The sequence below is a fragment of the Pseudomonas rossensis genome (genome assembly GCF_039888995.1).
Classification (GTDB): domain Bacteria; phylum Pseudomonadota; class Gammaproteobacteria; order Pseudomonadales; family Pseudomonadaceae; genus Aquipseudomonas; species Aquipseudomonas rossensis.
In genome coordinates, this window is the sequence record NZ_JBBWCB010000006.1 from 67117 (window position 1) to 92215 (window position 25099).

Sequence of the window (25099 nt, forward strand, 5' to 3'; positions counted from 1 at the left end):
AGTGAGCTCTACGATGAGTGACGCACCGCCCAAAGCGGGACAGGATTCCAGCCTGAAAATCTATTTTCGGCTGTTGGGTTATGTAAAACCCTATATCGGCCTATTCCTGGTGAGTATCGTCGGCTTCGTGATCTTTGCCTCGACGCAGCCCATGCTCGCAGGGATTCTCAAATATTTCGTCGATGGCCTGAGCAACCCCGAAGCGGTGCTCTTCCCGACTGTTCCCTATCTGCAAGACTTGCAGTTGCTGATGGCCGTGCCGTTGCTGATCATCCTGATCGCCGCCTGGCAAGGACTGGGGTCTTTCCTGGGTAACTACTACCTGGCCAAAGTATCGTTGGGGCTGGTCCACGACTTGCGTGTCGAGCTGTTCAACAAGTTGCTGGTATTGCCCAACCGTTATTTCGACACCCATAATTCCGGGCACCTGATTTCCCGAATCACCTTCAACGTGACCATGGTCACCGGTGCTGCCACGGACGCCATCAAAGTGGTCATTCGTGAAGGCCTGACCGTGGTGTTCCTGTTTGCTTACCTGTTGTGGATGAACTGGAAACTGACCCTGGTGATGCTGGCGATCCTGCCAATCATCGCGATCATGGTGAGCAGCACCAGCAAAAAATTCCGCAAGCAGAGCAAGAAAATCCAGGTGGCGATGGGCGACGTGACTCACGTGGCCTCCGAAACCATCCAGGGATATCGCGTGGTGCGCAGCTTCGGCGGCGAGAGCTATGAAGAGCGTCGTTTCGCCGAAGCCAGCCAGGGCAACACCGACAAGCAACTGCGCATGACCAAGACCGGTGCGGTCTACACGCCCATGCTGCAATTGGTGATCTACACCGCCATGGCGGTGCTGATGTTCCTGGTGCTGTTCCTGCGCGGCGATGCCACCGCCGGTGACCTGGTGGCCTACATCACTGCGGCGGGCCTGTTGCCCAAGCCGATTCGGCAGCTGTCGGAAGTCAGCTCGACAATCCAGAAAGGCGTTGCCGGTGCCGAGAGCATTTTCGAGCAACTGGACGTCGAGCCAGAGATTGACCTGGGTACCGTCGAGCGCGATCGCGTCAGCGGCCACCTGGAAGTGCGCAACCTGAGCTTCACCTATCCAGGGACCGAGCGTGAAGTGCTGAAGAACATCAGCTTCACGGCGGCACCTGGGCAAATGATCGCCCTGGTCGGTCGTTCGGGTAGCGGCAAGTCGACCCTGGCCAGCCTGATTCCGCGTTTCTATCACCACGAAACCGGCGAAATCATGCTCGATGACGTGGAAATCGAAGACTATCGTCTGCGCAATCTGCGTCGACACGTGGCGCAGGTGACGCAGCATGTGACCCTGTTCAACGATACCATTGCCAACAACATCGCCTACGGTGACCTGGCCGGCGCACCGCGTGCCGACATTGAAAAGGCCGCCACGGATGCTTACGCGATGGACTTCATCTCGGAGATGCCGCAAGGCCTGGACACCCAGGTCGGGGAAAACGGCGTGTTGCTGTCCGGTGGCCAGCGCCAGCGCCTGGCGATTGCCCGGGCCTTGTTGAAGAACGCACCGTTGCTGATTCTCGACGAGGCAACGTCGGCACTCGATACCGAGTCCGAGCGGCACATTCAGGCGGCGCTGGATCAGGTCATGAAAGGTCGCACCACGCTGGTGATTGCTCACCGGTTGTCGACCATCGAGAAAGCCGACCTGATCCTGGTCATGGATCATGGCGAAATCGTCGAGCGCGGCACCCACGCTCAATTGCTCGCGCAAAATGGCTACTACTCGCGCTTGCATGCGATGGGCCTGGACGAGCCGGTTACTGCGGGTATCGCCTGACCGCCGCTGGCCGCCACCGAGGGGTGGCGGCCGCAAAAAATCCTCTCATTAATGCCATGCGCAAGCCCACGCCAACCCTGTGTTAATATCGCGCCCCTGTTCATTTTGTATGTGGGTTGCTCCATGAAGTTGTCCATGCCGCGATTCGATCAAGCCCCTGTCTTGGTGGTCGGCGATGTCATGCTCGACCGTTACTGGCATGGTGGTACCTCACGGATTTCCCCTGAGGCGCCGGTACCGGTAGTCAAGGTCGAGCAAATCGAGGACCGCCCGGGCGGTGCCGCCAACGTTGCGTTGAACATTGCCGCCCTCGGCGCCCCGGCCTCGCTGGTCGGCGTGACCGGCGACGATGAAGCCGCCGACAGCCTGGCCAATAGCCTCAAGGGCGCTGGCGTGCGGGCGTTGTTCCAGCGCATCGCGCATCAGCCGACCATCGTCAAGCTGCGGGTCATGAGCCGTCACCAGCAACTGCTGCGTATCGACTTCGAAGAACCTTTCACCACCGACGCGTTGGCGTTGGGCGAGCAAGTCGACGAATTGCTCGAAGGCATCAAAGTGCTGGTGCTGTCCGACTACGGCAAAGGCGCGCTGAAAAACCATCAGGTGCTGATCCAGGCTGCACGTGCCCGTGGCATTCCGGTGCTGGCGGATCCCAAGGGCAAGGATTTCTCGATCTACCGGGGTGCGAGCCTGATCACCCCGAACCTCAGTGAGTTCGAAACCATCGTCGGCGGCTGCGCCGATGAGCACGAACTCGTGAGCAAGGGCGCGCAGCTGATGCACGATCTTGACCTCGGCGCATTGCTGGTGACCCGCGGCGAACACGGCATGACCTTGTTGCGTCCGGATCATCCGGCGCTGCACCTGCCAGCCCGTGCCCGTGAAGTGTTCGATGTGACCGGTGCCGGCGACACGGTTATTTCCACCCTGGCGGCCGCCATTGCCGCTGGCGAAGAACTGCCCCACGCGGTGGCCCTGGCCAACCTGGCGGCGGGCATCGTGGTCGGCAAACTGGGTACGGCGGCCATCAGCGCGCCGGAACTGCGTCGCGCCATCCAGCGTGAAGAAGGTTCGGAGCGCGGTGTACTCGGCCTTGAGCAGCTGTTGCTGGCGGTCGATGATGCGCGTGCGCATAAAGAGAAGATTGTCTTCACCAACGGCTGCTTCGACATTTTGCACGCCGGCCACGTGACCTACCTCGAGCAGGCGCGAGCTCAGGGCGATCGCTTGATCGTGGCGGTCAACGACGATGCGTCGGTCAGCCGACTGAAAGGGCCGGGGCGTCCGATCAACAGCGTCGACCGTCGCATGGCCGTACTGGCAGGTCTGGGCGCCGTGGATTGGGTGATCAGCTTCGCTGAAGGCACCCCGGAAAACCTACTGCGCGAGGTCAAGCCGGATGTGCTGGTCAAGGGCGGGGACTACGGGATCGAGCAAGTTGTCGGCGCGGACATCGTGACCGCTTATGGCGGAACGGTGAAAGTGCTGGGGCTGGTGGCAAACAGCTCGACCACCGCGATTGTCGAGAAAATCCGGCAATCCGAGTGAAGTCATAAAAGATCGCAGCCTCGTTTCACTCGACAGCTCCTACAGAAAATCGCATTTCAATGTAGGAGCTGTCGAGTGAAACGAGGCTGCGATCTTTTGCTTTAAGAGCTGACTTTTTTACGCGGTACGATTCTCTTCAGCAATTGCTTCGCCTTCCCACGCAACCGCGCCAGACCTGAATCTTTCCCCGGCGGGCTCAAGCCCTGTTGCCGCACCCAATCCTTCCAGCGAATCCGCTCATCCCTCACCAGCCAGCCTTCCTGCTGGGCAAAACTCTCTGCCAGGTACAACCCGCGAGTACTCGCCGGGTACAGCTGATCCTTTTTCAAGGTATAGAGTTCGGCCATCGGCTGGCCGTCCTGCAGTGGCATCAGGTACAAATCGGGACGTTTCCGATCGAGCCGGGCCACCAGTTGATCGCCTTCCAGTCGTTCGTCGACATGGAACAGGCTCAGAGATTTGGCCTCCTTGGGCACGTCCAGGCGCAAGTCATAGATCAATTGCAGTGAGGCCGTCGGCAAATGCACGTAAGCCCACGGGCGTTCGATCAACTGCATCTTGGCGCAACGCACTGGCCGCGCCGAACCGGACAGCGGCGTCAGGCGAAACGGCAAAGCCTCGCGATAATGCAGGGCGGACGAGTAGGGCGCCGGCAGCCAGGTGTCGTTGAAACGCCCGCCGAGCCAGCCTTCCGGGGTTTCCAGCAGGCACTCTTCGGCAATTTCCTGAATCGCGGTGTGCAGTGGCAGGTTCAGCTCATGGGCGGGCACGTAACCGGAGATCAGCTTGAGCACCACGTCGCCACGGTCTTGCCGACGCTGACGTACCAACACCCAGTAATCGCGGTTCTGCCAATGGAGGGTCAGGCGCACCGAGACCCCGAGGTTGGCCAGCTCAAGCGAAAACCGCTGAGTGTCGGCTACCGTCACCGGGCGGCGACGTTGCAGCGTCTGGGAGAAATTGAGCGGCATCCCGACGCTTTGATAACTCAGGCCTTCGGGAGTCGCTTCGACAAATAACGGCAGGGTCTTGAAGTTGCTCGGGTTCTTTCTTATGAGCGTACGCGGCATGTCGGCTCCTGCTTAAGGCCGCGTGGGCGGCATCAGTTTCTACGTAGGACCTGGGCAACGGTCGCGACGTTATGGGCGAGGTGCAGCGGATTAATGGTCCCGACAATAGCACTGGCAACGCCCGGATGTTCAAACAACAACTCGAAGCTGGCGCGAACAGGGTCCACGCCCGGACTCAGGCATACGTGGCCGCTGGCGAGGGCTTTTTTGACCAGAATGGCTTTGCCGTGAGCAGCAGCATAGTCAATGACCGGCTTCTCGTTCTGCTCGTTCAGATTGTAGGTGACCATCGCGCAATCACCTTGTTCCAGAGCCTTCAAACCGCCTTCGACGGTTTTGCCGGAAAAACCGAAGCCGCGAATCTTGCCTTCGCTCTTCAACGCCGCGAGGGTCGCATAGACTTCGCTGTCGTTGAGGATCGCCAGGTCGTTGCCGTCGGAGTGCACCAGCACCAGATCGATGAAGTCCGTTTCCAGCCGTTGGAGGCTGCGCTCTACCGAGAGCCGGGTATGAGCGGCGCTGAAGTCGTGATGGGACTGACCATCGGCAAACTCTTCGCCGACCTTGCTGACGATCACCCAATCCTGACGCTGACCCCGCAGCAATGGACCGAGGCGTTCTTCGCTGCGGCCGTAGGCCGGGGCAGTGTCGATCAGGTTGATGCCCAAGTCGCGCGCGAGTTTGAGCAGCATGCGCGCTTCGTCATCATCGGGAATCTGAAAACCGTTGGGATATTTCACGCCTTGGTCACGGCCGAGTTTTACCGTGCCCAGGCCCAGTGGCGAAACCAGCAGGCCGGTGTTGCCCAGCGGGCGATGCAGATCGTGCAAGGTCGGTTGGCTCATGGCAGCAGTTGCTCCCAGGCAGGGACGCCCATCGGCGGTTTTGGCAGGTCAGGCAGCGGCACCGGATGGCTTGGCTGGATGCCGTCGCGCTGCAAGGACGCGATGACGCGATCAGCAAAGTCCGGAGCCAGCGCCAGTTTGGTTGGCCAGCCGACCAGCAGCAGGCCTTCTTCGGCAAGGAATGCATTGTCAGGACGGGTCAGTCCGGATTGCAGTGGCTCGGCGCGATCCACTCGAAGAGTGGCCCATTGCGCGGTGCTCAGGTCGATCCATGGCAGCAATTGGCCGAGTTCTTTCTGCGCGGTGGCAATTTGCTCGGCGGGTTCGCGGGCGACACCTTCGGCTTCAGCGATATCACCGCCCAGATACCAGACCCATTGACCATCGGCGGCCGGATGGGTGGTCACGGTAATGCGCGGCTTGGTGCCGCCGCCCAGGCAGTGGGCATACAGAGGTTTGAGCCCCGGACCTTTCACGATGATCATGTGCAACGGCCGGCGTTGCATGGCGGGCTGACTCAATCCCAGGGCTTCGAGCAGCGCTGCCGTACCGGCACCGGCGCTCAAGACGATGCGCTGGGCGCGAATCTCGCGCTCGTCAACCTTCAGGCCGACCAGTATTCCACCTTCCAGCAGCGGTTCGATGTTCTGACCGGCGAGCAGGCTATCACCCGCCAGATCGGCCAGGCGCTGGATCAGGCTCGGCACGTCGATCACCAGTTCCGCCAGACGATAGACCTTGCCCTTGAAGCGCTTGTCTTGCAGGGCTGGCGGCAGTTGCTCGCCCTTGACCTGATCGACACGGCCGCGCACGGCCTTGCTGGCGAAGAAACTGGTGAGGTTGCCAGCGATCGTGCCGGGGGACCAGAGGTAATGGGCTTCGGACAGCAGGCGCACGCCGGTCAGGTCCAGTTCTCCGTCACCGGCCAGGGCTTCGCGCCAGCGGCGAGGCATGTCGGCGATGGCTTCCGAGGCACCGGTCAGGGCGCCATGCAATGCGTACTTGGCGCCGCCATGGATGATGCCTTGGGACTTCACGCTTTGCCCGCCACCGAGGCTGGCGCTTTCCACCAGCACGGTCGAAAAACCCTGGCGGCGCAGGCGCGCATTCAGCCAGAGGCCGGCGACACCAGCGCCGACAATCAGAACGTCGGTGGAAATAACGGATGGCATGCAGCGACCTCAGTGTTCAAGACGAGGGCGCAGTATACAGAGCTCGGATAGGAAAAAAGATCGCAGCCTTCGGCAGCTCCTACAGGGAAACGCATTCCAATGGTAGGAGCTGACGAAGGCTGCGATCTTTTTCTTCAATGCCCCGCGGTTTTGGAGAAGAGCTGAATGACGACAACCCCCAGCACAATCAGCGCCATCCCCAGCATCGCCGGCACATCCAGTTTCTGCCCGTAGATAAACAGCGCCGCGACGCTGACCATCACGATTCCCATGCCGGCCCACACCGCGTAAGCGACGCCCACCGGAACGCTGCGCACTACGAGGGTCAGCATCCAGAAGGCAATGCCGTAGCCGACAATCACCAGAATCAGCGGCAGCGGGGTGCTGAAGCCTTTGACCGCTTTCATCGAAACGGTGGCGATCACTTCGGCGCAGATGGCAATGGCCAGGTAGTAGTAAGCGGTCATAGGTGCATCCTCGTGTGAAGTGTTGCTTTCTGAGGTCGGCATTTTAGAGATTCTCCAGATGCGGTAAAGTCATTACCTATCTGTTCTGAAGATGGGTTGAGCCATGAATACGCAGTGGAATCTGGAGCAGCTGCGGCTGTTTGTCAGCGTAGCGGAGCAGCGTTCGTTTTCTGCGGTAGCGCGGGATCAGCGCAAGGCGCAGTCGGCGGTCAGCAGTTCGATTGCGCTGCTGGAAGAGGACTTGGGCGTCAGCCTGTTCGACCGTAGCAGCGGCCGCCAGCCGAAACTCACCGAGGCCGGCAATGCCTTGCTGGATGAGGCGCGGGAAGTGCTGCGCCAATGCGAACGCCTTAACGGTCGGGCGCTGGCAATGATGCGCGGCCAAGAGGCGCGTTTGCGTGTGGCGCAGGATGAGGCGATGCCCTATCAACCGATTATCGAAAGCTTCGAAGCCCTGGCTCAGCAATTCCCCAGCCTTGAAGTGCAACTGACCAGCGCCGCCCAAGGCGATGTTGCGCGCAAACTGGTGGAGCGTCGGGCCGATCTGGGGTTGCTGTTTTATCACGACCAGATTCCCGAAGCGCTCGAGCGGCGGGTGTTGGGCAGCGTCGAAATGGTCACGGTGTGCGGCGTCGGCCACCCACTGGCGAAACAGGCCCGGGTCGATTGCCAGCAACTGGCGCAGCATCGTCAGTTGCTGATGTCCACACAGTCGAGTGTCTATCCCGGAAGCGAGCCCGCCAGCCCGCAAGTCTGGCGGGCCGACAGTTTTTACGTGATGGCTGAATGGCTGGTGCGCGGACTCGGTTGGGCCTGGCTGCCGCGCCACGTGGTGCAGTACCCGGCGTATCAGGATCTGATGGTCGAACTGGCCAGCGAATGGACCCCGCCAGCGCTGGTGGTGGAGCTGGTCTGGCGCCGCGATGAACCTCTGGGTCCGGCAGCTCGTTGGTTGGCCGAACGTTTTGCCGTGCACTTGCAGACGATCGGTGAAAAAAGCCGATAAACTCCGCCGCCATGAATAGAACTCTCTACACCGCGCTGTTTTACCTGGGGCTGCCACTGGTAGCGATTCGGCTTTGGCTGCGGGCGCGCAAGGCGCCGGCGTACGCCAAGCGCATTGGCGAACGTTTCTCTCTCGGGTTACCGGCGATGAAAACGGGCGGCATCTGGGTGCACGCGGTGTCGGTGGGTGAAAGCATTGCCGCGGCGCCGATGATTCGCGCCTTGCTGCAACGTTATCCACAGTTGCCCATTACCGTGACCTGCATGACCCCGACCGGGTCGGAGCGCATCCACGCGCTGTTCGCCAATGAACCGCGCATCCAGCACTGCTATTTGCCTTACGACTTGCCTTGCGCAGCGAAGCGATTCCTTGATCGGGTCCAGCCGAAACTGGCGGTGATCATGGAGACCGAACTCTGGCCGAACCATATCCATCAGTGCGCCAAGCGCGGGATTCCCGTGGCCCTGGCGAACGCTCGACTGTCCGAACGTTCTGCCAAGGGCTATGGCCGCTTCGGCAAACTGACCCAGCCGATGCTCGCCGAGATGAGCCTGTTCGCGGTGCAGACCGAGGCCGAGGCCCAGCGCTTCCGCGATTTGGGTGCGCGTTCGCAAACCGTGGAAGTGACCGGCTCGATCAAGTTTGACCTGACCATCGACCCGGCACTGCTTCAGCGTGCCGCCGAGTTGCGTGCGCAATGGCAGACCCAGGAGCGCCCGGTGTGGATCGCCGCGAGTACTCACGAAGGTGAAGACGAAGTGGTGCTGGCGGCTCATCGTCAGTTGCTGGCCAATCATCCCGATGCGTTGCTGATTCTGGTGCCGCGCCATCCGGAGCGATTCAATTCGGTGTTCGAGTTGTGTCGGCAACAGGGTTTCGCCACGGTCCGTCGTTCCGCTGGCGAACCCGTCAACGCCGGTACGTCGGTGCTGCTGGGCGACACCATGGGTGAGTTGTTGTTTCTTTATGCCTTGGCTGATAGCGCTTTTGTTGGGGGCAGTCTGGTGCCGAACGGCGGGCATAACCTGCTGGAACCGGCGGCTCTGGCCAAACCGGTATTGAGCGGGCCGCACCTGTTTAATTTCCTCGAAATCGCCGCGCAACTGCGCAGTGCCGGGGCGTTGCAGGAAGTGGAGGATGCCGAAGGTCTGGCGCTGGCGGTGCAGCGGCTGTTCGAGTTGCCGCGCGATGCGCAGCGGATGGCGGAGGCAGGGTTGAAAGTCATGCGCACCAATCAGGGCGCGTTGCAGCGATTGCTTGATGGGTTGGGGCGGTTGATCGACCGTTAGACCGGGGCGCCTGTAACGAAAAGATCGCAGCCTTCGGCAGCTCCTACGTTGGAATGCGTTTCCTTGTAGGAGCTGCCGAAGGTTCGGGCCGCGTTCGGACGATCTTTTGCTTTTAAGGTCGGGCTTTGAGCTGATCCGCCGCAGCCTTGGCCAGATCCGGCGGCAGGAAGTCTTTATCCGGGTTGTAATCAGCCTTGAGGTAACGCGCCAGGTCCTGCAAGTCCCCCGGGTTCAAGGTGCCCGCGGCCTGCTTCAAGCGCAGGTTGTCGAGGATGTAGTCATAACGCGTGTTGTTGTAGTCGCGCACCGAGGTGTACAGCTGACGCTGGGCATCCAGTACGTCGACGATGTTTCGCGTACCCACCTGATAGCCGATTTCGGTCGCTTCCACCGCGCTCTGGTTGGAGATGATCGACTGCTTGCGCGCCTGCACCTGTTCGACGTCGGTGTTCACCGCGCGGTGCAGGTTGCGGGTGCTTTCCACCACTTGCCGGCGCAAGGATTCACGTTGCTGCTCGGACTGATCCAGTTGTGCATACGATTGGCGCACCTGGGAGTTGATCAGGCCGCCGCTGTAAATCGGGATATTCAGTTGCAGGCCCACTGTCGTTTGCTCGACGTTGCCACTGTATGGCTGGCCGAAGGCGTTCGGGTTGCTGAAGCCCAGGGCATCGTTGTCACCCTTCTCGTATTTCGCCACGGCGTCGACAGTTGGCGCGTGGCCGGCCTTGCGCTGCTTGAGGGTTTCTTCGGCGGCGCTGACGGCGTAGTTGCTGGCCAACAGATTGAGGTTCTGCCTGGCCGCCGTATCGACCCAGGCTTTGGCGTCGTTCGGTGATGGTGGCAGGATCGGCAGGGTGTGGACGATGCCCTGAATCGAGTTGTACTGACGGTTGGTCAGGGTGATCAACGCTTCAAACGCATCATCCACCTGGCGCTGTGCGAGGATCCGGTTGGCTCGCGCGGTGTCGTAGCTGGCTTGCGATTGCAGCACGTCGGTCTTGTCCGACAGGCCGACATCGAAGCGTTCGTTGGACTGGTCGAGCTGGCGTTTGAACGCGGATTCTTCGGCCTTGGTCGAGGCCAGGTTGTCCTGGGTGCGCAACACATTGAAGTAGCTTTCGGCGCTCTGCAGAATCAGGTTTTGCTGGGTCGCCGAGAGCTGCAACGCAGCCTGTTCGTTAACGTCTTTGGCGGCCTGGAACTGGAACCAGCGATCAGCACGGAACAGCGGTTGAGCCAGGGTCGCTTGATAGGAATGAGCGTTACGGTTGGCAGTCGCCGATGGCTGATCGATCGCGGTGCGCACGGCGGCTAGTTCAGCGCCGCCCGAGAGATTGGGCAGCAGCCCGGCGCGGGCCTGGGGCACGACTTCTTTCTGGGCGCCATATTGGGCGATGGCTGCAGCGAGGTCGGCGTTGTTGTCCACCGCTTCCTGATAGACGCTGACCAGATCCGTCTTGGTCGATAAGGGCGCTTCTGCTGCCCAGGCCATTCCGTTGGACGCACAAGACACGGCAAGGGCCAGTGAGAGTTTGCGCAGCATGAGGCCATCCCTAAAAAATTACGCTGATAATTTGAGCGCCAAGGCTACGGCGCGGCTCATACAGCGTCAAGGCGCGGTATGGCTTGGCGAGTGTAGTTGCGCCCACGTTCGGCAACAATCCTGTAATTACGCCATTCATCATGGTGTTTACCGCGGTGTTGGCGTTCTTTGCCAGTTGTGTCTAGACTGGCCGGGTTCTTGTCGGGGTGCCTTGCTATGAGGCTGAGATCGAATAATTTCGGATCCCGTTGAACCTGATCAGGTTAGCGCCTGCGTAGGGAACAAGATTTCTCGTCACCCGGCGAGTCCTCTTGTGCTTCGTCCGGGATGTTGTTCGACAATCGAACACCCCTCGAGCACTGAGCACAGCACTGCTGGTTTTCCCAGCGCCCGTGCGTCCATTCTATGACAGGTTCGCTCCGACAAAAATCCACTGCCTGGATGTGTTTGGAGAGCCCGTGATGACGATAAAACTAAAAAATACGACGAACCTGAGTGATTCGGCCCAAGTCGATCAGCAATCGGTTCAGCCGTTTACCCGCTCGCAAAAAATATATGTTCAGGGCTCTCGCCCGGACATCCTCGTGCCGATGCGCGAAATCAGCCTCGACGTGACCCCGACCGACTTCGGCGGCGAGATCAACGCGCCTGTCGTTGTGTACGACACCTCGGGGCCGTACACCGATCCCAACGTCATCATCGACGTGCGCAAAGGCCTGGGCGATATCCGTTCGCCGTGGATCGAATCCCGTGGCGACACCGAGCGTCTGCCGGGTCTGAGTTCCAACTTCGGCCAGGAACGCCTCGCCGATGCGGAGCTGACCAAGCTGCGTTTCGCTCACGTGAACAACCCGCGCCGCGCCAAGGCCGGTGCCAACGTCAGCCAGATGCACTACGCCCGCAAAGGCATCATCACCGCTGAGATGGAATACGTCGCCATCCGCGAAAACATGAAGCTTGAAGTGGCGCGCGCCGCTGGCCTGCTGGACCAGCAACACGCCGGTTACAGCTTCGGTGCCAGCGTGCCGAAAATCATCACTCCCGAATTCGTCCGTGAAGAGATCGCCCGCGGTCGCGCGATCATTCCGGCCAACATCAACCACACCGAACTGGAACCGATGATCATCGGCCGTAACTTCCTGGTGAAGATCAACGGCAACATCGGCAACAGCGCTTTGGGTTCGTCCATCGAAGAAGAAGTGGCGAAACTGACCTGGGGCATTCGCTGGGGTTCGGACACGGTCATGGACCTGTCCACCGGCAAACACATTCACGAAACCCGCGAGTGGATCATCCGTAACTCGCCGGTGCCGATCGGTACTGTGCCGATTTATCAGGCCCTGGAAAAAGTCGGCGGCGCTGCCGAAGACCTGACCTGGGAGCTGTTCCGCGACACGCTGATCGAGCAGGCCGAGCAGGGCGTCGACTACTTCACCATCCACGCCGGCGTGTTGCTGCGCTACGTGCCGCTGACCGCCAAACGCGTGACCGGCATTGTTTCCCGTGGCGGTTCGATCATGGCCAAGTGGTGCCTGGCGCACCACAAAGAGAACTTCCTTTACACCCATTTCGAAGACATCTGCGAAATCATGAAGGCCTACGACGTCAGCTTCTCGCTGGGCGATGGCCTGCGTCCGGGCTCGATTGCCGACGCCAACGACGCGGCACAATTCGGTGAGCTGGAAACCCTCGGTGAGCTGACCAAGATCGCGTGGAAGCACGACGTGCAATGCATGATCGAAGGCCCGGGCCACGTGCCGATGCAGTTGATCAAAGAGAACATGGACAAGCAGCTGGAATGCTGCGACGAGGCGCCGTTTTACACCCTCGGCCCGCTGACCACTGACATTGCGCCAGGCTACGACCACATCACTTCGGGTATCGGTGCGGCAATGATCGGCTGGTTCGGTTGCGCCATGCTCTGCTACGTGACGCCGAAGGAGCACTTGGGGCTGCCGAACAAGGATGACGTGAAGACCGGGATCATCACCTACAAGATCGCCGCGCATGCCGCCGATCTGGCGAAGGGACATCCGGGCGCACAGATTCGCGACAATGCCTTGAGCAAGGCGCGGTTCGAATTCCGTTGGGAAGACCAGTTCAACCTGGGCCTTGATCCGGACACCGCTCGTTCGTATCACGATGAGACCCTGCCGAAGGATTCGGCCAAGGTCGCGCACTTCTGCTCCATGTGCGGGCCGAAATTCTGCTCGATGAAGATCACCCAGGAAGTCCGCGAATACGCGGCCAACCAGCGCATCGAAACCGTCGACGCCGAAGTCGCCCAGGGATTGGCGGAACAGGCCGAGCGGTTCAAACAGGAAGGCAGTCAGCTGTACAAGAAGGTTTGATCTGACCTGAGGTCGGCGGTGCTTGCACCGCCGCCATCGCGAGCAAGCTCGCTCCCACAAGGGATTTGTGAGCGCCGCAAGTCCCCTGTGGGAGTGAGCTTGCTCCGGGCGGCGTTCCGACGATGGCGATCAAAAGAACAACAAATGTCCCTCTGAGATAACACCCTTGAGCATTCAACCCAGCACTTATTCCCCTGATATCGCGGTGCCCACAGACAAACGTGTCTTCGGCGGCCGCGATCTGTTTTCCCTGTGGTTCTCCCTCGGCATCGGTCTGATGGTCCTGCAGACCGGTGCATTGCTCGCACCAGGTCTGGGTCTGTCCGGCTCATTGCTGGCCATCTTCCTTGGCACGTTGGTCGGCGTTCTGCTGCTGGCCGCGGTCGGCGTGATCGGCAGCGACACCGGCCTGTCATCGATGGCCGCGCTCAAACTCAGCCTCGGTGCAAAAGGTGCGAGCCTGCCGGCCGTGCTGAACCTGCTGCAACTGATCGGTTGGGGATCGTTCGAAATCATCGTCATGCGCGATGCCGCCAGCCTGCTCGGCGCACGGGCGTTCAGTGAAGGCAGTCTGCTGTCGAATCCCCTGCTCTGGACCGTGTTCTTTGGTGGTTTGGCGACCTTGCTGGCCGTCAGTGGTCCGCTGACATTCGTGCGGCAGATCCTGCGCAAGTGGGGCATCTGGTTGCTGCTGGCCGCGTGCAACTGGCTGACCTGGAACCTGTTCGCCAAAGCCGATCTGGCGGCATTGTGGGCGCAGGCCGGTGATGGTTCGATGCCGTTCGCCGTGGGCTTCGACATTGCCATCGCCATGCCGCTGTCCTGGCTGCCACTGATTGCCGACTACTCGCGTTTCGGCAAGCGTGCGAAAAACGTGTTCGGCGGCACGGCGCTGGGCTTCTTTATCGGTAACTTCTGGCTGATGAGCCTCGGCGTGGCCTACACCCTGGCGTTCGCGCCGAGCGGTGAAGTGAATGCCTTGCTGTTGGCATTGGCCGGTGCCGGCCTGGGGATTCCGCTATTGCTGATCCTGCTGGATGAGTCCGAAAAAGCTTTCGCTGACATTCACTCGGCGGCCGTTTCCAGCGGGATTCTGTTGCGTTTGAAAGTCGAGCATCTGGCGCTGGCCATCGGTGTGATCTGCATCCTGATCGCCTGTCTGGCACCATTGGTCCAGTACCAGAACTTCCTGCTGTTGATCGGTTCGGTGTTTGCGCCGCTGTTCGGCGTGGTGCTGGTGGATCACTTCATCCTGCGCAAGCGCGGTGCTCGCGTGGCGTCAGCCGCATTGCGCTGGCCGGCGTTGCTCGCCTGGTTAGGCGGGGTGAGTACCTACCATTTGCTGGCTAATCTGTATCCGGACATCGGCGCAACCCTGCCGTCACTGATTCTGGCAGGGCTGCTACAACTCGTGCTGGGTCGGGCCTTCAGTTACGGCCAGGAAACAGCTCGGGTTTGAGAATGCCATTCAGGCGAGGGTAAGGGATCTTCAGTTCGACGTGACCCAGCGCGTAAGGCGCGATGGTGCTCACTTCGTACTTGAGGATCACCCCGCCGTACGTCAGCGCAACGTTTTGTGTTTTGACGAAGGGCCAGTTCTTCACGAACTCCGGCTCCTGATCGAGCTTGGTGCTGATCAGCCAACTGTTGTGCGCCACCTGCGCAGCTTTCCAGAACGCCTCTTCCTGCCCCGGCACCAACATGTCCGACAGCGTCAGCACTTTGTGTTGCTGGCGTGAATAGTTGATGAAGCTGCGGCCCGGTGTGCCATGGGCGCCGCCGGTGTCCAGGTAGCTGGAGAATTCAACGATCACCAAGCCGTCATGCTGCTCACGTACCTTGGCTTGCAGATAACTGCTGTAGCGCGGGCCGGCACTGCTCAAAAACTGCTCGCGATACGCTGCCAGCGTCGGCGCTACCGGGGCATCGGGCGAGGTGCGGGTCATTTGCAACAGGCGTTTTTCGATAATGCCGTCCAACTGCGGTTCGGCAGGGAAGCGCAGCGTATCGATGTTCACCAGCGGGCAGTCAGGTGTTGTGCAACCCGGTTTCAGCTGTTCGGAAGCGTCGCGGGTGGTTTCCAGCGGCGTCCGGTAGTTGGGTTGGAACAAACTCTGGCAGGCGACCAGGGTCAGGGCGATTGCGGCCACGGAGGCGATTTTAAAAAGCGACATGGGCGTCCTTCATAAAACAGGGAAAGGCGAAAAGTTATCCGCTTCGACTATCAACGAAGCAGTCAGTTCGCCACTAAGCTAATTAGAGTTGGTTTCACCCTCACCGTCTATCCCGCTGACTGGAAAGGGGCTGCATCAAAGGTCACGGGCGCGTTAGGATGGCGCGAAGTCGAGGTTGCAAGTAACAAAAAGGAGCCTCGTAACGGATTTGCAGTAAAGAGGATTGTCATGACTGATTTTGCCAACGCCATTCCGACCGCCGTTGATATCGTCCGGCGCGAAAAGTGCTACGAGGGCTTCTACAAGCTCGATCGTGTGCACTTGCGTCACGAATTGTTTGCCGGTGGCATGAGTCGCGAGATCAATCGTGAAGTGTTTGTTCGCCACGATGCAGTGTGCGTACTGCCTTACGATCCGCAGCGTGACGAAGTGGTGTTGATCGAGCAGTTTCGCGTCGGCGCCATGGGCAAGACCGATAATCCATGGCTGATCGAACTGGTCGCCGGTCTGATCGACAAGGATGAAGTGCCGGAAGAAGTTGCTCACCGCGAAGCGCAGGAGGAAGCTGGGCTTGTGTTCGGGGCGCTCTGGCCGATGACCAAATACTTTCCATCGCCGGGCGGCAGCAATGAATTTGTGCACTTGTACCTGGGGCGTTGCGACAGCACCGGCGTCGGCGGCCTGCATGGGCTGGAGGAAGAAGCAGAAGATATCCGCGTCACGGTCTGGGCGTTCGAAGATGCCCTGCAGGCCGTACGCGACGGACGAATTGCCAACGCGGCCAGCATCATTGCCTTGCAATGGCTAGCTTTGAACCGCGCTGAAGTGAGGGGGTTATGGTCGTAAACAAACTGCGCGATCGCTATAGGGTCGACCTCGTGGGGCTGCAAGCCTCCTGCGAGGCCAACTACGTGCGCCTGATGCGACTGCTGCCGGACATGCGCAACGAGCCGGAGGCGCGGCGCATTGCCGTAACCCACGGCGACCAGATGCTCGGCGTGCTGGCCCTTGAAGTCCTTCAAGTCTGCCCGTACACCACAACCCTGCAAGTGCGCCAGGAACACAGCCTGCCGTGGCTGCCGGTGCCGCAACTGGAAGTTCAGGTCTATCACGATGCGTGCATGGCCGAAGTGGTCAGCGCCGAACATGCGCGACGCTTTCGCGGCATCTATCCTTACCCGAATGCCTCAATGCATCAGCCGGACGAAAAGGCCCAGCTGAATATGTTTCTGGGCGAATGGCTGAGCCATTGCCTGGCCTGCGGGCATGAGTACGCCGTTGTGCGCTGAGTGTGAACTGCGTCAGGTTCACAGGTTTCCCCTTGTGATCGTCCCCCAGCATAATTGCGGCACTCATCCATCCCGTGATTCAGCCCTGGGAGAACGCCTTGCCAAGCGTATCCATTTTGACCGCCGCCGATTCGGCGTTGCTGGTGCAACTTTCCGACAGTCATCTGTTTGCCGAAACGGACGGGACGTTGTTGGGCATGAATACCCGGGACAGCCTGCAAAAAGTCATCGAGCTGGTACGGCTTCAGCAGCCGCAGATCGACCTGATTATTGCCAGTGGTGATCTGTCTCAGGACGGAACGCTGGAGTCCTATCAACTGTTTCGCGACCTGACGCGACAGCTCGATGCGCCGGCGCGCTGGATTCCCGGTAATCATGATGAGCCGCGGATCATGGCGGAGGCCGCCGTGCAGAGCGCGCTGCTGGAACCGGTGGTTGATGTCGGTAACTGGCGCGTCACATTGCTCGATTCGGCCGTACCGGGTTCGGTGCCGGGGTATTTGCAGGATGAGCAGCTACAGTTGCTGGCCCGCTCGTTGAGTGAGGCGCCGGAGCGCCATCATCTGGTGTGTTTTCACCATCATCCGGTGTCGATTGGCTGTGCGTGGATGGAGCCGATCGGATTGCGTAATCCTGAGGCGCTGTTTGCGGTGCTGGATCGGTTTCCGCAGGTGCGCGCTGTTTTATGGGGGCATGTGCATCAAGAGATCGACCAGGTTCGCAAGGGTGTGCGGCTGATTGCCTCGCCTTCCACGTGTATTCAATTCGAACCGGGCAGTGATGATTTCAAGGTCAGTGACCAGGCGCCGGGGTATCGCTGGTTGCGACTTTTGCATGATGGCCAGCTGGAAACCGGCGTGGAACGCGTTACCGGCTTCGACTTCCAGGTCGACTACGGCTCCAACGGTTACTGACAAAGCCCCTGTAGGAGCTGTCGAGTGCAACGAGGCTGCGATCTTTTGATTTTGTTTTTTAAAAGCAAGATCAAAAGATCGCAGCCTCGTTGCACTCGACAGCTCCTACAGTAAACTGCGCCTCTTTACCCGACGCACAGGGAGCTCAAATGTCCGGTTCGATCCTATATATCCACGGTTTCAACAGCGCGCCTTCGTCTAAAAAGGCCACGCAGTTGGTACGAGTAATGGAACGTCTGGGCTTGAGCGATCAGTTGCGCGTTCCGGCCTTGCATCACCATCCCCGTGAGGCCATCGGTCAGCTAAACAAGGCGATTGAGGAGCTTGGGCGGCCACTGCTGGTCGGCAGCTCACTCGGCGGCTACTATGCGACTCACTTGGCCGAGCGCCATGGCCTCAAGGCCCTGTTGATCAACCCTGCCGTCAGTCCGCACCGGATGTTCGACGGGTATCTGGGGACGCAGAAAAACCTGTATACCGATGAAGCATGGGAGTTGACCCACGACCACGTGACGGCCCTGGCCGAGCTGGAAGTGCCGGCACCCCAGGACCCGCAGCGGTATCAGGTGTGGTTGCAGACCGCCGATGAAACGCTGGACTACCGCCTCGCCCAGCAGTATTACCGGGCCTGTGCCTTGCGCATCCAGGCCGGCGGCGACCATAGCTTCCAGGGTTTTGCCGAGCAATTGCCGGCAATGCTGAGTTTTGCCGGCATCGGCGCAGATTTGTATCAGGCGATTGATTTCACTGCACTGTGAATCCTCGCCCCTATTTTCAATGAATACTCTTTTTACAGGCGGACGACGAGACCCCATGGCCACTCCCAGCGCTAGCTCTTATAACGCAGACGCCATCGAAGTCCTCTCGGGCCTCGACCCGGTGCGCAAACGCCCCGGCATGTACACCGACACCAGTCGGCCGAACCACCTCGCCCAGGAAGTCATCGACAACAGCGTCGACGAAGCCTTGGCCGGGCACGCGACCTCGGTGCAGGTCATCCTGCACGCCGATCACTCCCTGGAAGTCAGCGATGACGGCCGCGGCATGCCGGTGGATATCCACGCCGAAGAAGGCGTGTCGGGCGTCGAGCTGATCCTCACCAAGCTCCATGCTGGCGGCAAGTTTTCCAACAAGAACTACCAGTTCTCCGGCGGTCTGCACGGGGTGGGTATTTCCGTGGTCAACGCCTTGTCGAACGAAGTCCGGGTGCGCGTAAAGCGTGACGGCAACGAATACCAGATGACCTTCGCCGACGGTTACAAGAAAACCGAGCTGGAAATCATTGGTACCGTCGGCAAGCGCAACACGGGTACCAGCGTATTCTTCGCGCCGGACCCGAAATACTTCGATTCGCCGAAATTCTCCATCAGCCGCCTCAAGCACGTGCTCAAGGCCAAGGCCGTTCTGTGCCCGGGGCTGCTGGTCAGTTTTGAAGACAAGGCCACCGGCGAGAAAGTCGAATGGCATTACGAAGACGGCCTGCGCTCCTATCTGGTGGACGCGGTCAACGGATTCGAGCGTCTGCCGGACGAGCCGTTCTGCGGCAGCCTGGCCGGTAACAAAGAAGCGGTCGATTGGGCGCTGCTGTGGTTGCCGGAAGGTGGCGACAGCGTTCAGGAAAGCTACGTCAACCTGATCCCGACGGCGCAGGGCGGTACCCACGTCAACGGTCTGCGTCAGGGCTTGCTCGATGCGATGCGCGAGTTCTGCGAATTCCGCAGCCTGCTGCCTCGCGGCGTGAAGCTGGCGCCGGAAGACGTCTGGGAACGCATCGCTTTCGTGCTGTCGATGAAGATGCAAGAGCCGCAATTCTCCGGCCAGACCAAAGAGCGCCTGTCGTCCCGTGAAGCGGCCGCGTTTGTTTCTGGAGTGGTCAAGGATGCGTTCAGTCTGTGGCTAAACGCCCACCCGGAAACCGGTATGCTGCTGGCGGAATTGGCGATCAATAACGCTGGCCGTCGATTGAAGGCGAGCAAAAAGGTCGAGCGAAAACGCATTACTGCGGGGCCGGCACTGCCGGGCAAACTCGCCGACTGCGCCGGGCAGGACCCGATGCGTTCCGAGCTGTTCCTGGTGGAAGGTGATTCCGCCGGTGGTTCGGCCAAGCAGGCGCGGGATAAAGAATTTCAAGCGATCCTGCCGTTGCGCGGCAAGATTCTGAACACCTGGGAAGTCGACGGCAGCGAAGTGCTGGCCAGCCAGGAAGTGCACAACATCGCCGTGGCCATCGGTGTCGATCCGGGCTCGGCGGACATCGCTCAGTTGCGTTACGGCAAGATCTGCATCCTCGCCGACGCCGACTCCGACGGTCTGCACATCGCCACGTTGCTGTGCGCGTTGTTCGTCCAGCATTTCCGCCCGTTGGTGGATGCCGGTCACGTCTACGTCGCGATGCCGCCGTTGTACCGTATCGACCTGGGTAAAGAGATTTACTACGCCCTGGACGAAGCTGAACGCGATGGCATCCTCGATCGTCTGGTGGCCGAGAAGAAACGCGGCAAGCCGCAGGTCACACGATTCAAAGGTCTGGGTGAAATGAACCCGCCGCAGCTGCGCGAAACCACCATGGACCCGAACACTCGGCGTCTGGTGCAGCTGACGCTGGAAGATTACGACGCGACCTCGGAAATGATGGACATGCTACTGGCGAAGAAACGCGCCGGTGACCGTAAATCCTGGCTGGAATCCAAAGGCAACCTGGCCGAGGTTCTTGGCTGATGCGGGTTGGCTTTGCCCTGGCGTGTGCGTTACTTCTGACCTCGGTTTCGGTGTTTGCCGAACCGGTGCCGGAACTGCGCCTGTTGTCCGAGCATCCCGTTGACGGTATGCGCGGCGGCAACCTGTCCGGGCTGGCACAGTGTGGCAAGGATATGTGGACGGTGTCGGATCGCGACGACGATCAGATTTACCGGATCGATACCCGCGACAAGGTATGGCAAGCCGAAACCGTGGGCATCGGCGTACCACCGGTGCCAGACAGCGGTTTGCCCTGGGGCTTGCGTTCGCGAACCTGGGTGGCGTCGTTTGTCCGTGGCGGGGATCTGGATTTTGAAGGCATCACCTGCGACAGCGCCGGTAATCGCTACATCGTCAGCGAATCCCATGCTGCGATTCTGCAAGTGCCACCCGTTGGGCCATCGTCCTGGCTGAAGATCTCGCCGATTCTGATTCGCGAAGCCCGGGCCAGCGGCATGCTGCTGCACTTCAATGCGTTGTTCGAGGGCCTTGCGATCAATCCGGCGGGTGATCAATTGTGGCTCGCCGCCGAGCGTCAAAGCCGTGGATTGTTGCTGATCAAGCGCAAACAAACGGTATGGGATTGCGATGGTGGCTGTGTGTTGCTGAGCGAAGCCGGGAAAGAAATGCAGCCGGCGCAGTTTCCCCGAGCCAAAGCAGTGTCCCGAGACTTTGCCGACCTGTCGCTGTTCAACGGCAAGCTGTTTACCCTTGAGCGCAACGCTTACCAGATCTGCCGCCGTGATTCGGTGACGGCCAAGGTCGAGCGCTGCTGGTCGTTTGCCGATGAAGCCTTGCAGGCGCATCGTCGCTACTCAAATCCTTACGGCCTGACCGAAGCGTTGATTATTGATGCCGAGGGGGCGTGGATTGGCACCGACAACAACAACGATGCCCGCGCCGATGGCGAGGAACGTCCGATCGTCTGGCGCTTTGCCGCGCCTGAAGGCGGCTGGAGTGCCAAGTCATGAGTCAGCAGCCGCCAGGCAAACGCGCCGGTCGAGTGTTGATGGTGCTGGCCTGGTGCGCGGCGCTGTTTCTGGCGACGCGGTTTTTCGGCCAGTGGGAAGTGCGTCAGCAGAATCCTAATATTGTCGTCAGCTCTGAGCAGGGCGAGGGTTTTATCGAGGTGAAACTGGCCAGTAACAACCAGGGTCACTTCGTCGCCAGCGGCCAGATCAACGGCCAGCCGGTGGATTTCATGCTCGATACCGGGGCGACCGACGTGTCGATCCCGGCGGAAATGGCCGAACGGCTAAAACTGGAAAAAGGCTTTGGGGTGACCCTGAGCACGGCCAACGGTCGCACCCAGGGTTACCGAACCCGCATCGACCGGCTGCAACTGGGCGACATTGTGCTGCGTGATGTGCGCGCCCTCATCGTGCCAGGCCTGGATGGCAAGCAAGTGCTGCTTGGTATGAGCGCGCTGAACAAACTTGAATTTACCCAGCGCGGTGGCACCATGCTGCTGCGCCAGACAACGAACCGATGAGGCCCGCATGAGCGACTCCCTTGATCTCAGCCTGGACGGTGTAGAACGCCGGTCACTGGCTGACTTCACCGAAAATGCCTACCTCAACTACTCCATGTACGTGATCATGGACCGTGCCTTGCCGCATATCGGCGACGGCCTGAAACCGGTACAGCGGCGCATTATCTATGCGATGAGCGAGTTGGGGCTGGACGCCGATTCCAAGCACAAGAAGTCGGCGCGTACCGTCGGTGACGTGCTCGGCAAGTTCCACCCGCACGGCGACTCGGCCTGCTACGAAGCCATGGTCCTGATGGCCCAGCCGTTCAGCTACCGCTACACGCTGGTCGACGGCCAGGGTAACTGGGGTGCGCCGGATGATCCCAAGTCCTTCGCGGCCATGCGTTACACCGAAGCGCGGCTGTCGCGTTATTCCGAAGTGCTGCTCAGCGAACTGGGCCAGGGCACCGCGGACTGGGGCCCGAACTTCGACGGCACCCTCGACGAGCCGCTGGTGTTGCCGGCGCGTTTGCCGAACATCCTGCTCAACGGCACCACCGGCATCGCCGTGGGCATGGCCACCGACGTACCGCCGCACAACCTGCGCGAAGTCGCTACGGCGTGCGTGCGTTTGCTCGATGAGCCGAAAGCCACGGTAGAGCAGCTCTGTGAGCACATCCAGGGCCCGGATTACCCGACCGAAGCAGAAATCATCACGCCCCGCGCCGACCTGCTGAAAATGTACGAAACCGGCAAGGGCTCGGTGCGCATGCGCGCCGTCTACCACATCGAAGACGGCGACATCATTGTCACCGCGCTGCCGCATCAGGTATCCGGCGCGAAGGTGCTGGAACAGATCGCCGCCATGATGCAGGCCAAGCCGTCGAAAGCCCCACAGATCGCTGACCTGCGAGACGAATCCGACCACGAAAACCCGTGCCGGATCGTCATTATTCCGGGCGCACGCAAAAACTTTGACCACGATGCATTGATGACCCACCTGTTCGCCAGCACCGAGCTGGAGTCGAGCTACCGGGTCAACATCAACATCATCGGTCTGGACGGCAAGCCGCAGTTGAAAAACCTGCGGGCATTGCTGGTGGAATGGCTGGAGTTCCGCGTCAACACCGTGCGTCGTCGCCTGCAATTCCGCCTGGACAAGGTCGAGCGTCGCCTGCACCTGTTGGACGGTTTGTTGATCGCTTACCTCAACCTGGATGAAGTGATTCACATCATCCGCACCGAGGAGCACCCCAAAGCCGCACTGATCGCGCGTTTCGCCTTGAGCGAAATCCAGGCCGATTACATCCTCGATACCCGTTTGCGTCAGTTGGCGCGATTGGAAGAAATGAAGTTGCGTGCCGAGCAGGATGAACTGCTCAAGGAGCAGGCCAAGCTGCAAGCCCTGCTGGGCAGCGAAACCAAGCTGAAAAAACTGGTCCGCACCGAACTGATCAAGGACGCCGAAACCTACGGCGACGACCGTCGCTCGCCAATCGTCGAGCGCACCGAAGCCAAGGCCTTGACCGAGCACGATCTGCTGCCAAACGAGAAAGTGACCGTCGTCCTGTCGGAAAAAGGCTGGGTTCGTTCCGCCAAGGGGCACGAAATCGATGCCACCGGGCTTTCCTACAAGGCCGGTGATGGTTTCAAGGCCTTGGCGCCCGGCCGCTCCAACCAGTTTGCGGTGTTTATCGATTCCACCGGTCGCAGCTATTCTGTGGCTGCGCACACGCTGCCATCGGCCCGTGGCCAGGGCGAACCGCTGACCGGCCGTCTGACGCCGCCGCCAGGGGCGAGCTTCGAATGCGTGCTGATGCCGGAAGACGACTCGCTGTACGTGATCGCCTCCGACGCCGGTTACGGTTTCGTGGTAAAAGGTGAAGACCTGCAAGCCAAGAACAAGGCGGGCAAGGCGCTGTTGAGCCTGCCGAACAACGCCAAGGTGATTCTGCCGCGTCCAGTGGCTGATCGTGAGCAAAACTGGTTGGCCTCGGTGACGACCGAAGGTCGCCTGCTGATCTTCAAGATCAGCGATCTGCCACAATTAGGTAAGGGCAAAGGCAACAAGATCATCGGGATCTCCGGTGAGCGTGTCGCCAGTCGCGAAGAATATGTCACGGACATCGCCGTATTGCCGGATGGCGCCACGTTGGTGCTGCAGGCCGGAAAACGTACATTGTCACTGAAAGCAGACGACCTCGAACACTACAAAGGTGAGCGTGGACGTCGTGGTAACAAATTGCCACGTGGCTTTCAGAGGGTAGATGCGCTGCTCGTCGAAAACCTCAATTAAGCGTCTTAGAGCGCTCGATCTACGATTTAACGCGTAGATCGACGCTTTGCCGCTGGAGTCGGAACGCATATTCACGGATGATATGGCCTTTCAAGCGCCGGCGTGGCCGAGCGTTCTTCATATTTATTGAGTATTTTCACTGTGGTTAGCCTTGTGGCAACCACCTGGATGGGACGATGACTGCTCTGCGCCTTCCTTTTATTTTGATGCTCGCTGGCGTTCTTGGCCTGGCGGGTTGCAGCGTTCACCAACCGGTGTCGCTGTATCAGCTGGACAGCGGAAGTCCGGCTCAGCCTGCGCAAAGCGCGGGCATGGCTGTGTTGCTGGGTCCGGTAACGGTCGCTGATTACCTGCAACGCGAAACATTGTTGCAGCGACAGCCGGATGGCAGCCTGCAAGCTTCGGCTGATGGTCGTTGGGCGGGTAGCCTGTCGTCGGATATCGATCAGCTGCTGCTGCGTCAGGTCGCCGGTCATCTGGACAGCCAGCGCGTAGTGCTGGCGCCAGCGACAGTGGGCTTCAGGCCGGATGTGCAGGTTCTTCTGACGATTACTCGCCTGGACTCGGGTGAGGCGCAACCGGCGATCCTTGATGCGCAATGGCGTCTGATCGACCGTCGTGGCCAGGTTCGTGATAACCGCATCATTCACCTGCAGGAACAGCATGCCGGTGGCACGGCGGCTCAGGTTCAGGCTCAGGGTGTATTGCTGCAGCGTCTGGCCGAGCAACTGTCGACGGCGCTCAAGCCGCTGGCTAATCAGCCACCGATTGCCGAAGCCCCGAAAAAGCCAGCGTCCAAGCCTGTGGCGCCTGCGGCAGAGCAGGAAAAACAACCGAAGATTCCGATGGCGTCGCCGATCCGGACCGATATGGAAGTGTTCAGGTTCTGAGGCTGGATTGATCCAGGAACAAAGCCCGCCTAGTGCGGGCTTTGTTGTTTCTGCAGTTTAGAGATCTCTGCTGTCTGTCCTGGCCTCATCGCGAGCAAGCTCGCTCCCACATTGGATCTGCGTCGTTCAAAAATCCCCTGTGGGAGCGAGCTTGCTCGCGATGAGGCCAGAGCAGGCAACAAAAAGCCCGCAGACAATCACTTGTCTGCGGGC

General features: G+C 60.1%; 21 protein-coding genes and 1 riboswitch. Of the genes, 15 read left to right on the forward strand and 6 right to left on the reverse strand.

The genetic code is table 11. The features are described 5' to 3' along the window. Positions 1-13 precede the first annotated feature (13 nt). Both msbA and hldE read left to right on the forward strand, forming a co-directional pair. On the forward strand, positions 14-1822 hold the full coding sequence (gene msbA / locus WLY71_RS03595; RefSeq protein WP_347802536.1) for a lipid A export permease/ATP-binding protein MsbA: 1809 nt from the start codon (positions 14-16) through the stop codon (positions 1820-1822). Between the two features lie 123 nt (positions 1823-1945). Next, a complete protein-coding gene (gene hldE / locus WLY71_RS03600; protein WP_347802537.1) occupies positions 1946-3370 on the forward strand; it encodes a bifunctional D-glycero-beta-D-manno-heptose-7-phosphate kinase/D-glycero-beta-D-manno-heptose 1-phosphate adenylyltransferase HldE in 1425 nt (474 codons plus the stop codon). 101 nt (positions 3371-3471) lie between these two features. On the opposite strand, the gene WLY71_RS03605 is transcribed toward hldE, so the two are convergent. The 4 genes from WLY71_RS03605 to WLY71_RS03620 all read right to left on the reverse strand — a co-directional run bounded on the left by WLY71_RS03605 (position 3472) and on the right by WLY71_RS03620 (position 6924). After that, on the reverse strand, positions 3472-4440 hold the full coding sequence (locus WLY71_RS03605; RefSeq protein WP_347802538.1) for a metal ABC transporter ATPase: 969 nt from the start codon (positions 4438-4440) through the stop codon (positions 3472-3474). A gap of 32 nt (positions 4441-4472) precedes the next feature. Continuing rightward, complete coding sequence (locus tag WLY71_RS03610) at positions 4473-5285, reverse strand: aldo/keto reductase (protein ID WP_347802539.1); 813 nt, start codon at positions 5283-5285, stop codon at positions 4473-4475. Next, complete coding sequence (locus tag WLY71_RS03615; protein ID WP_347802540.1) at positions 5282-6457, reverse strand: NAD(P)/FAD-dependent oxidoreductase; 1176 nt, start codon at positions 6455-6457, stop codon at positions 5282-5284. Before WLY71_RS03615 ends, WLY71_RS03610 begins: the two co-directional genes overlap by 4 nt. A gap of 134 nt (positions 6458-6591) precedes the next feature. After that, complete coding sequence (locus tag WLY71_RS03620; RefSeq protein WP_008027887.1) at positions 6592-6924, reverse strand: DMT family transporter; 333 nt, start codon at positions 6922-6924, stop codon at positions 6592-6594. A gap of 103 nt (positions 6925-7027) precedes the next feature. On the opposite strand from WLY71_RS03620, the gene WLY71_RS03625 reads away from it, so the two are divergent. Beyond that, entirely contained in the window at positions 7028-7930 is a 903-nt protein-coding gene (locus tag WLY71_RS03625; protein ID WP_347802541.1) for a LysR family transcriptional regulator, read from the forward strand. 11 nt (positions 7931-7941) lie between these two features. Then, positions 7942-9219, forward strand: coding sequence for a lipid IV(A) 3-deoxy-D-manno-octulosonic acid transferase (gene waaA / locus WLY71_RS03630; protein WP_347802542.1), 1278 nt, complete (start codon positions 7942-7944; stop codon positions 9217-9219). Between the two features lie 112 nt (positions 9220-9331). On the opposite strand, the gene WLY71_RS03635 is transcribed toward waaA, so the two are convergent. Continuing rightward, positions 9332-10765, reverse strand: coding sequence for a TolC family outer membrane protein (locus WLY71_RS03635; RefSeq protein WP_347802543.1), 1434 nt, complete (start codon positions 10763-10765; stop codon positions 9332-9334). A 192-nt stretch (positions 10766-10957) separates the two neighbouring features. Then, a riboswitch (TPP riboswitch) is annotated at positions 10958-11063 on the forward strand. Between the two features lie 163 nt (positions 11064-11226). On the opposite strand from WLY71_RS03635, the gene thiC reads away from it, so the two are divergent. Continuing rightward, positions 11227-13116, forward strand: a complete 1890-nt coding sequence (gene thiC, locus WLY71_RS03640; RefSeq protein WP_347802544.1) for a phosphomethylpyrimidine synthase ThiC — start codon at positions 11227-11229, stop codon at positions 13114-13116. A gap of 166 nt (positions 13117-13282) precedes the next feature. Further along, positions 13283-14575 (forward strand): putative hydroxymethylpyrimidine transporter CytX, encoded by a 1293-nt coding sequence (gene cytX, locus WLY71_RS03645; protein WP_347802545.1) that lies wholly within the window; start codon positions 13283-13285, stop codon positions 14573-14575. Here the strand turns inward: cytX and WLY71_RS03650 are convergent. Beyond that, entirely contained in the window at positions 14544-15290 is a 747-nt protein-coding gene (locus WLY71_RS03650) for an RsiV family protein (RefSeq protein WP_347802546.1), read from the reverse strand. The genes cytX and WLY71_RS03650 overlap by 32 nt on opposite strands. 228 nt (positions 15291-15518) lie before the next feature. Between WLY71_RS03650 and WLY71_RS03655 the strand changes: the two genes are divergently transcribed. The 9 genes from WLY71_RS03655 (at position 15519) to WLY71_RS03695 (ending at position 24886) form a co-directional block, all read left to right on the forward strand. Then, positions 15519-16136: an NUDIX domain-containing protein gene (locus WLY71_RS03655; protein WP_131058782.1), complete on the forward strand. Its 618-nt coding sequence runs from the start codon at positions 15519-15521 to the stop codon at positions 16134-16136. Continuing rightward, positions 16127-16579, forward strand: a complete 453-nt coding sequence (locus WLY71_RS03660) for a DUF1249 domain-containing protein (RefSeq protein ID WP_347802547.1) — start codon at positions 16127-16129, stop codon at positions 16577-16579. The genes WLY71_RS03655 and WLY71_RS03660 overlap by 10 nt, the downstream gene beginning before the upstream one ends. A 98-nt stretch (positions 16580-16677) precedes the next feature. Next, entirely contained in the window at positions 16678-17493 is an 816-nt protein-coding gene (gene cpdA / locus WLY71_RS03665; RefSeq protein WP_347802548.1) for a 3',5'-cyclic-AMP phosphodiesterase, read from the forward strand. Between the two features lie 149 nt (positions 17494-17642). Beyond that, entirely contained in the window at positions 17643-18251 is a 609-nt protein-coding gene (locus tag WLY71_RS03670) for a YqiA/YcfP family alpha/beta fold hydrolase (RefSeq protein ID WP_347802549.1), read from the forward strand. Positions 18252-18306: 55 nt separating this feature from the next. Next, positions 18307-20211, forward strand: a complete 1905-nt coding sequence (gene parE, locus WLY71_RS03675) for a DNA topoisomerase IV subunit B (RefSeq protein WP_347802550.1) — start codon at positions 18307-18309, stop codon at positions 20209-20211. Next, a complete protein-coding gene (locus WLY71_RS03680) occupies positions 20211-21200 on the forward strand; it encodes an esterase-like activity of phytase family protein (RefSeq protein ID WP_347802551.1) in 990 nt (329 codons plus the stop codon). Before parE ends, WLY71_RS03680 begins: the two co-directional genes overlap by 1 nt. Beyond that, positions 21197-21721 carry a retropepsin-like aspartic protease family protein gene (locus WLY71_RS03685; RefSeq protein ID WP_347802552.1) on the forward strand — a complete coding sequence of 175 codons (525 nt, stop codon included), beginning with the start codon at positions 21197-21199 and terminating at the stop codon, positions 21719-21721. Before WLY71_RS03680 ends, WLY71_RS03685 begins: the two co-directional genes overlap by 4 nt. A 7-nt stretch (positions 21722-21728) precedes the next feature. Then, positions 21729-23996, forward strand: coding sequence for a DNA topoisomerase IV subunit A (gene parC, locus WLY71_RS03690; RefSeq protein WP_347802553.1), 2268 nt, complete (start codon positions 21729-21731; stop codon positions 23994-23996). Between the two features lie 176 nt (positions 23997-24172). Continuing rightward, complete coding sequence (locus WLY71_RS03695; protein ID WP_347802554.1) at positions 24173-24886, forward strand: PqiC family protein; 714 nt, start codon at positions 24173-24175, stop codon at positions 24884-24886. Positions 24887-25099 lie beyond the last annotated feature (213 nt).

Excerpts from the sequence above, each read along its gene's own strand:
- WLY71_RS03625 (WP_347802541.1), top strand. The coding sequence starts at position 7,028 with ATGAATACGCAGTGGAATCTGGAGCAGCTGCGGCTGTTTGTCAGCGTA.
- WLY71_RS03620 (WP_008027887.1), bottom strand. The coding sequence starts at position 6,924 with ATGACCGCTTACTACTACCTGGCCATTGCCATCTGCGCCGAAGTGATC.
- WLY71_RS03610 (WP_347802539.1), bottom strand. The coding sequence starts at position 5,285 with ATGAGCCAACCGACCTTGCACGATCTGCATCGCCCGCTGGGCAACACC.
- msbA (WP_347802536.1), top strand. The coding sequence starts at position 14 with ATGAGTGACGCACCGCCCAAAGCGGGACAGGATTCCAGCCTGAAAATC.
- WLY71_RS03615 (WP_347802540.1), bottom strand. The coding sequence starts at position 6,457 with ATGCCATCCGTTATTTCCACCGACGTTCTGATTGTCGGCGCTGGTGTC.
- WLY71_RS03635 (WP_347802543.1), bottom strand. The coding sequence starts at position 10,765 with ATGCTGCGCAAACTCTCACTGGCCCTTGCCGTGTCTTGTGCGTCCAAC.
- WLY71_RS03660 (WP_347802547.1), top strand. The coding sequence starts at position 16,127 with ATGGTCGTAAACAAACTGCGCGATCGCTATAGGGTCGACCTCGTGGGG.
- parC (WP_347802553.1), top strand. The coding sequence starts at position 21,729 with ATGAGCGACTCCCTTGATCTCAGCCTGGACGGTGTAGAACGCCGGTCA.
- WLY71_RS03655 (WP_131058782.1), top strand. The coding sequence starts at position 15,519 with ATGACTGATTTTGCCAACGCCATTCCGACCGCCGTTGATATCGTCCGG.
- thiC (WP_347802544.1), top strand. The coding sequence starts at position 11,227 with ATGACGATAAAACTAAAAAATACGACGAACCTGAGTGATTCGGCCCAA.
- WLY71_RS03685 (WP_347802552.1), top strand. The coding sequence starts at position 21,197 with ATGAGTCAGCAGCCGCCAGGCAAACGCGCCGGTCGAGTGTTGATGGTG.
- hldE (WP_347802537.1), top strand. The coding sequence starts at position 1,946 with ATGAAGTTGTCCATGCCGCGATTCGATCAAGCCCCTGTCTTGGTGGTC.
- WLY71_RS03680 (WP_347802551.1), top strand. The coding sequence starts at position 20,211 with ATGCGGGTTGGCTTTGCCCTGGCGTGTGCGTTACTTCTGACCTCGGTT.
- WLY71_RS03670 (WP_347802549.1), top strand. The coding sequence starts at position 17,643 with ATGTCCGGTTCGATCCTATATATCCACGGTTTCAACAGCGCGCCTTCG.
- WLY71_RS03605 (WP_347802538.1), bottom strand. The coding sequence starts at position 4,440 with ATGCCGCGTACGCTCATAAGAAAGAACCCGAGCAACTTCAAGACCCTG.
- WLY71_RS03695 (WP_347802554.1), top strand. The coding sequence starts at position 24,173 with ATGACTGCTCTGCGCCTTCCTTTTATTTTGATGCTCGCTGGCGTTCTT.
- WLY71_RS03650 (WP_347802546.1), bottom strand. The coding sequence starts at position 15,290 with ATGTCGCTTTTTAAAATCGCCTCCGTGGCCGCAATCGCCCTGACCCTG.
- waaA (WP_347802542.1), top strand. The coding sequence starts at position 7,942 with ATGAATAGAACTCTCTACACCGCGCTGTTTTACCTGGGGCTGCCACTG.
- parE (WP_347802550.1), top strand. The coding sequence starts at position 18,307 with ATGGCCACTCCCAGCGCTAGCTCTTATAACGCAGACGCCATCGAAGTC.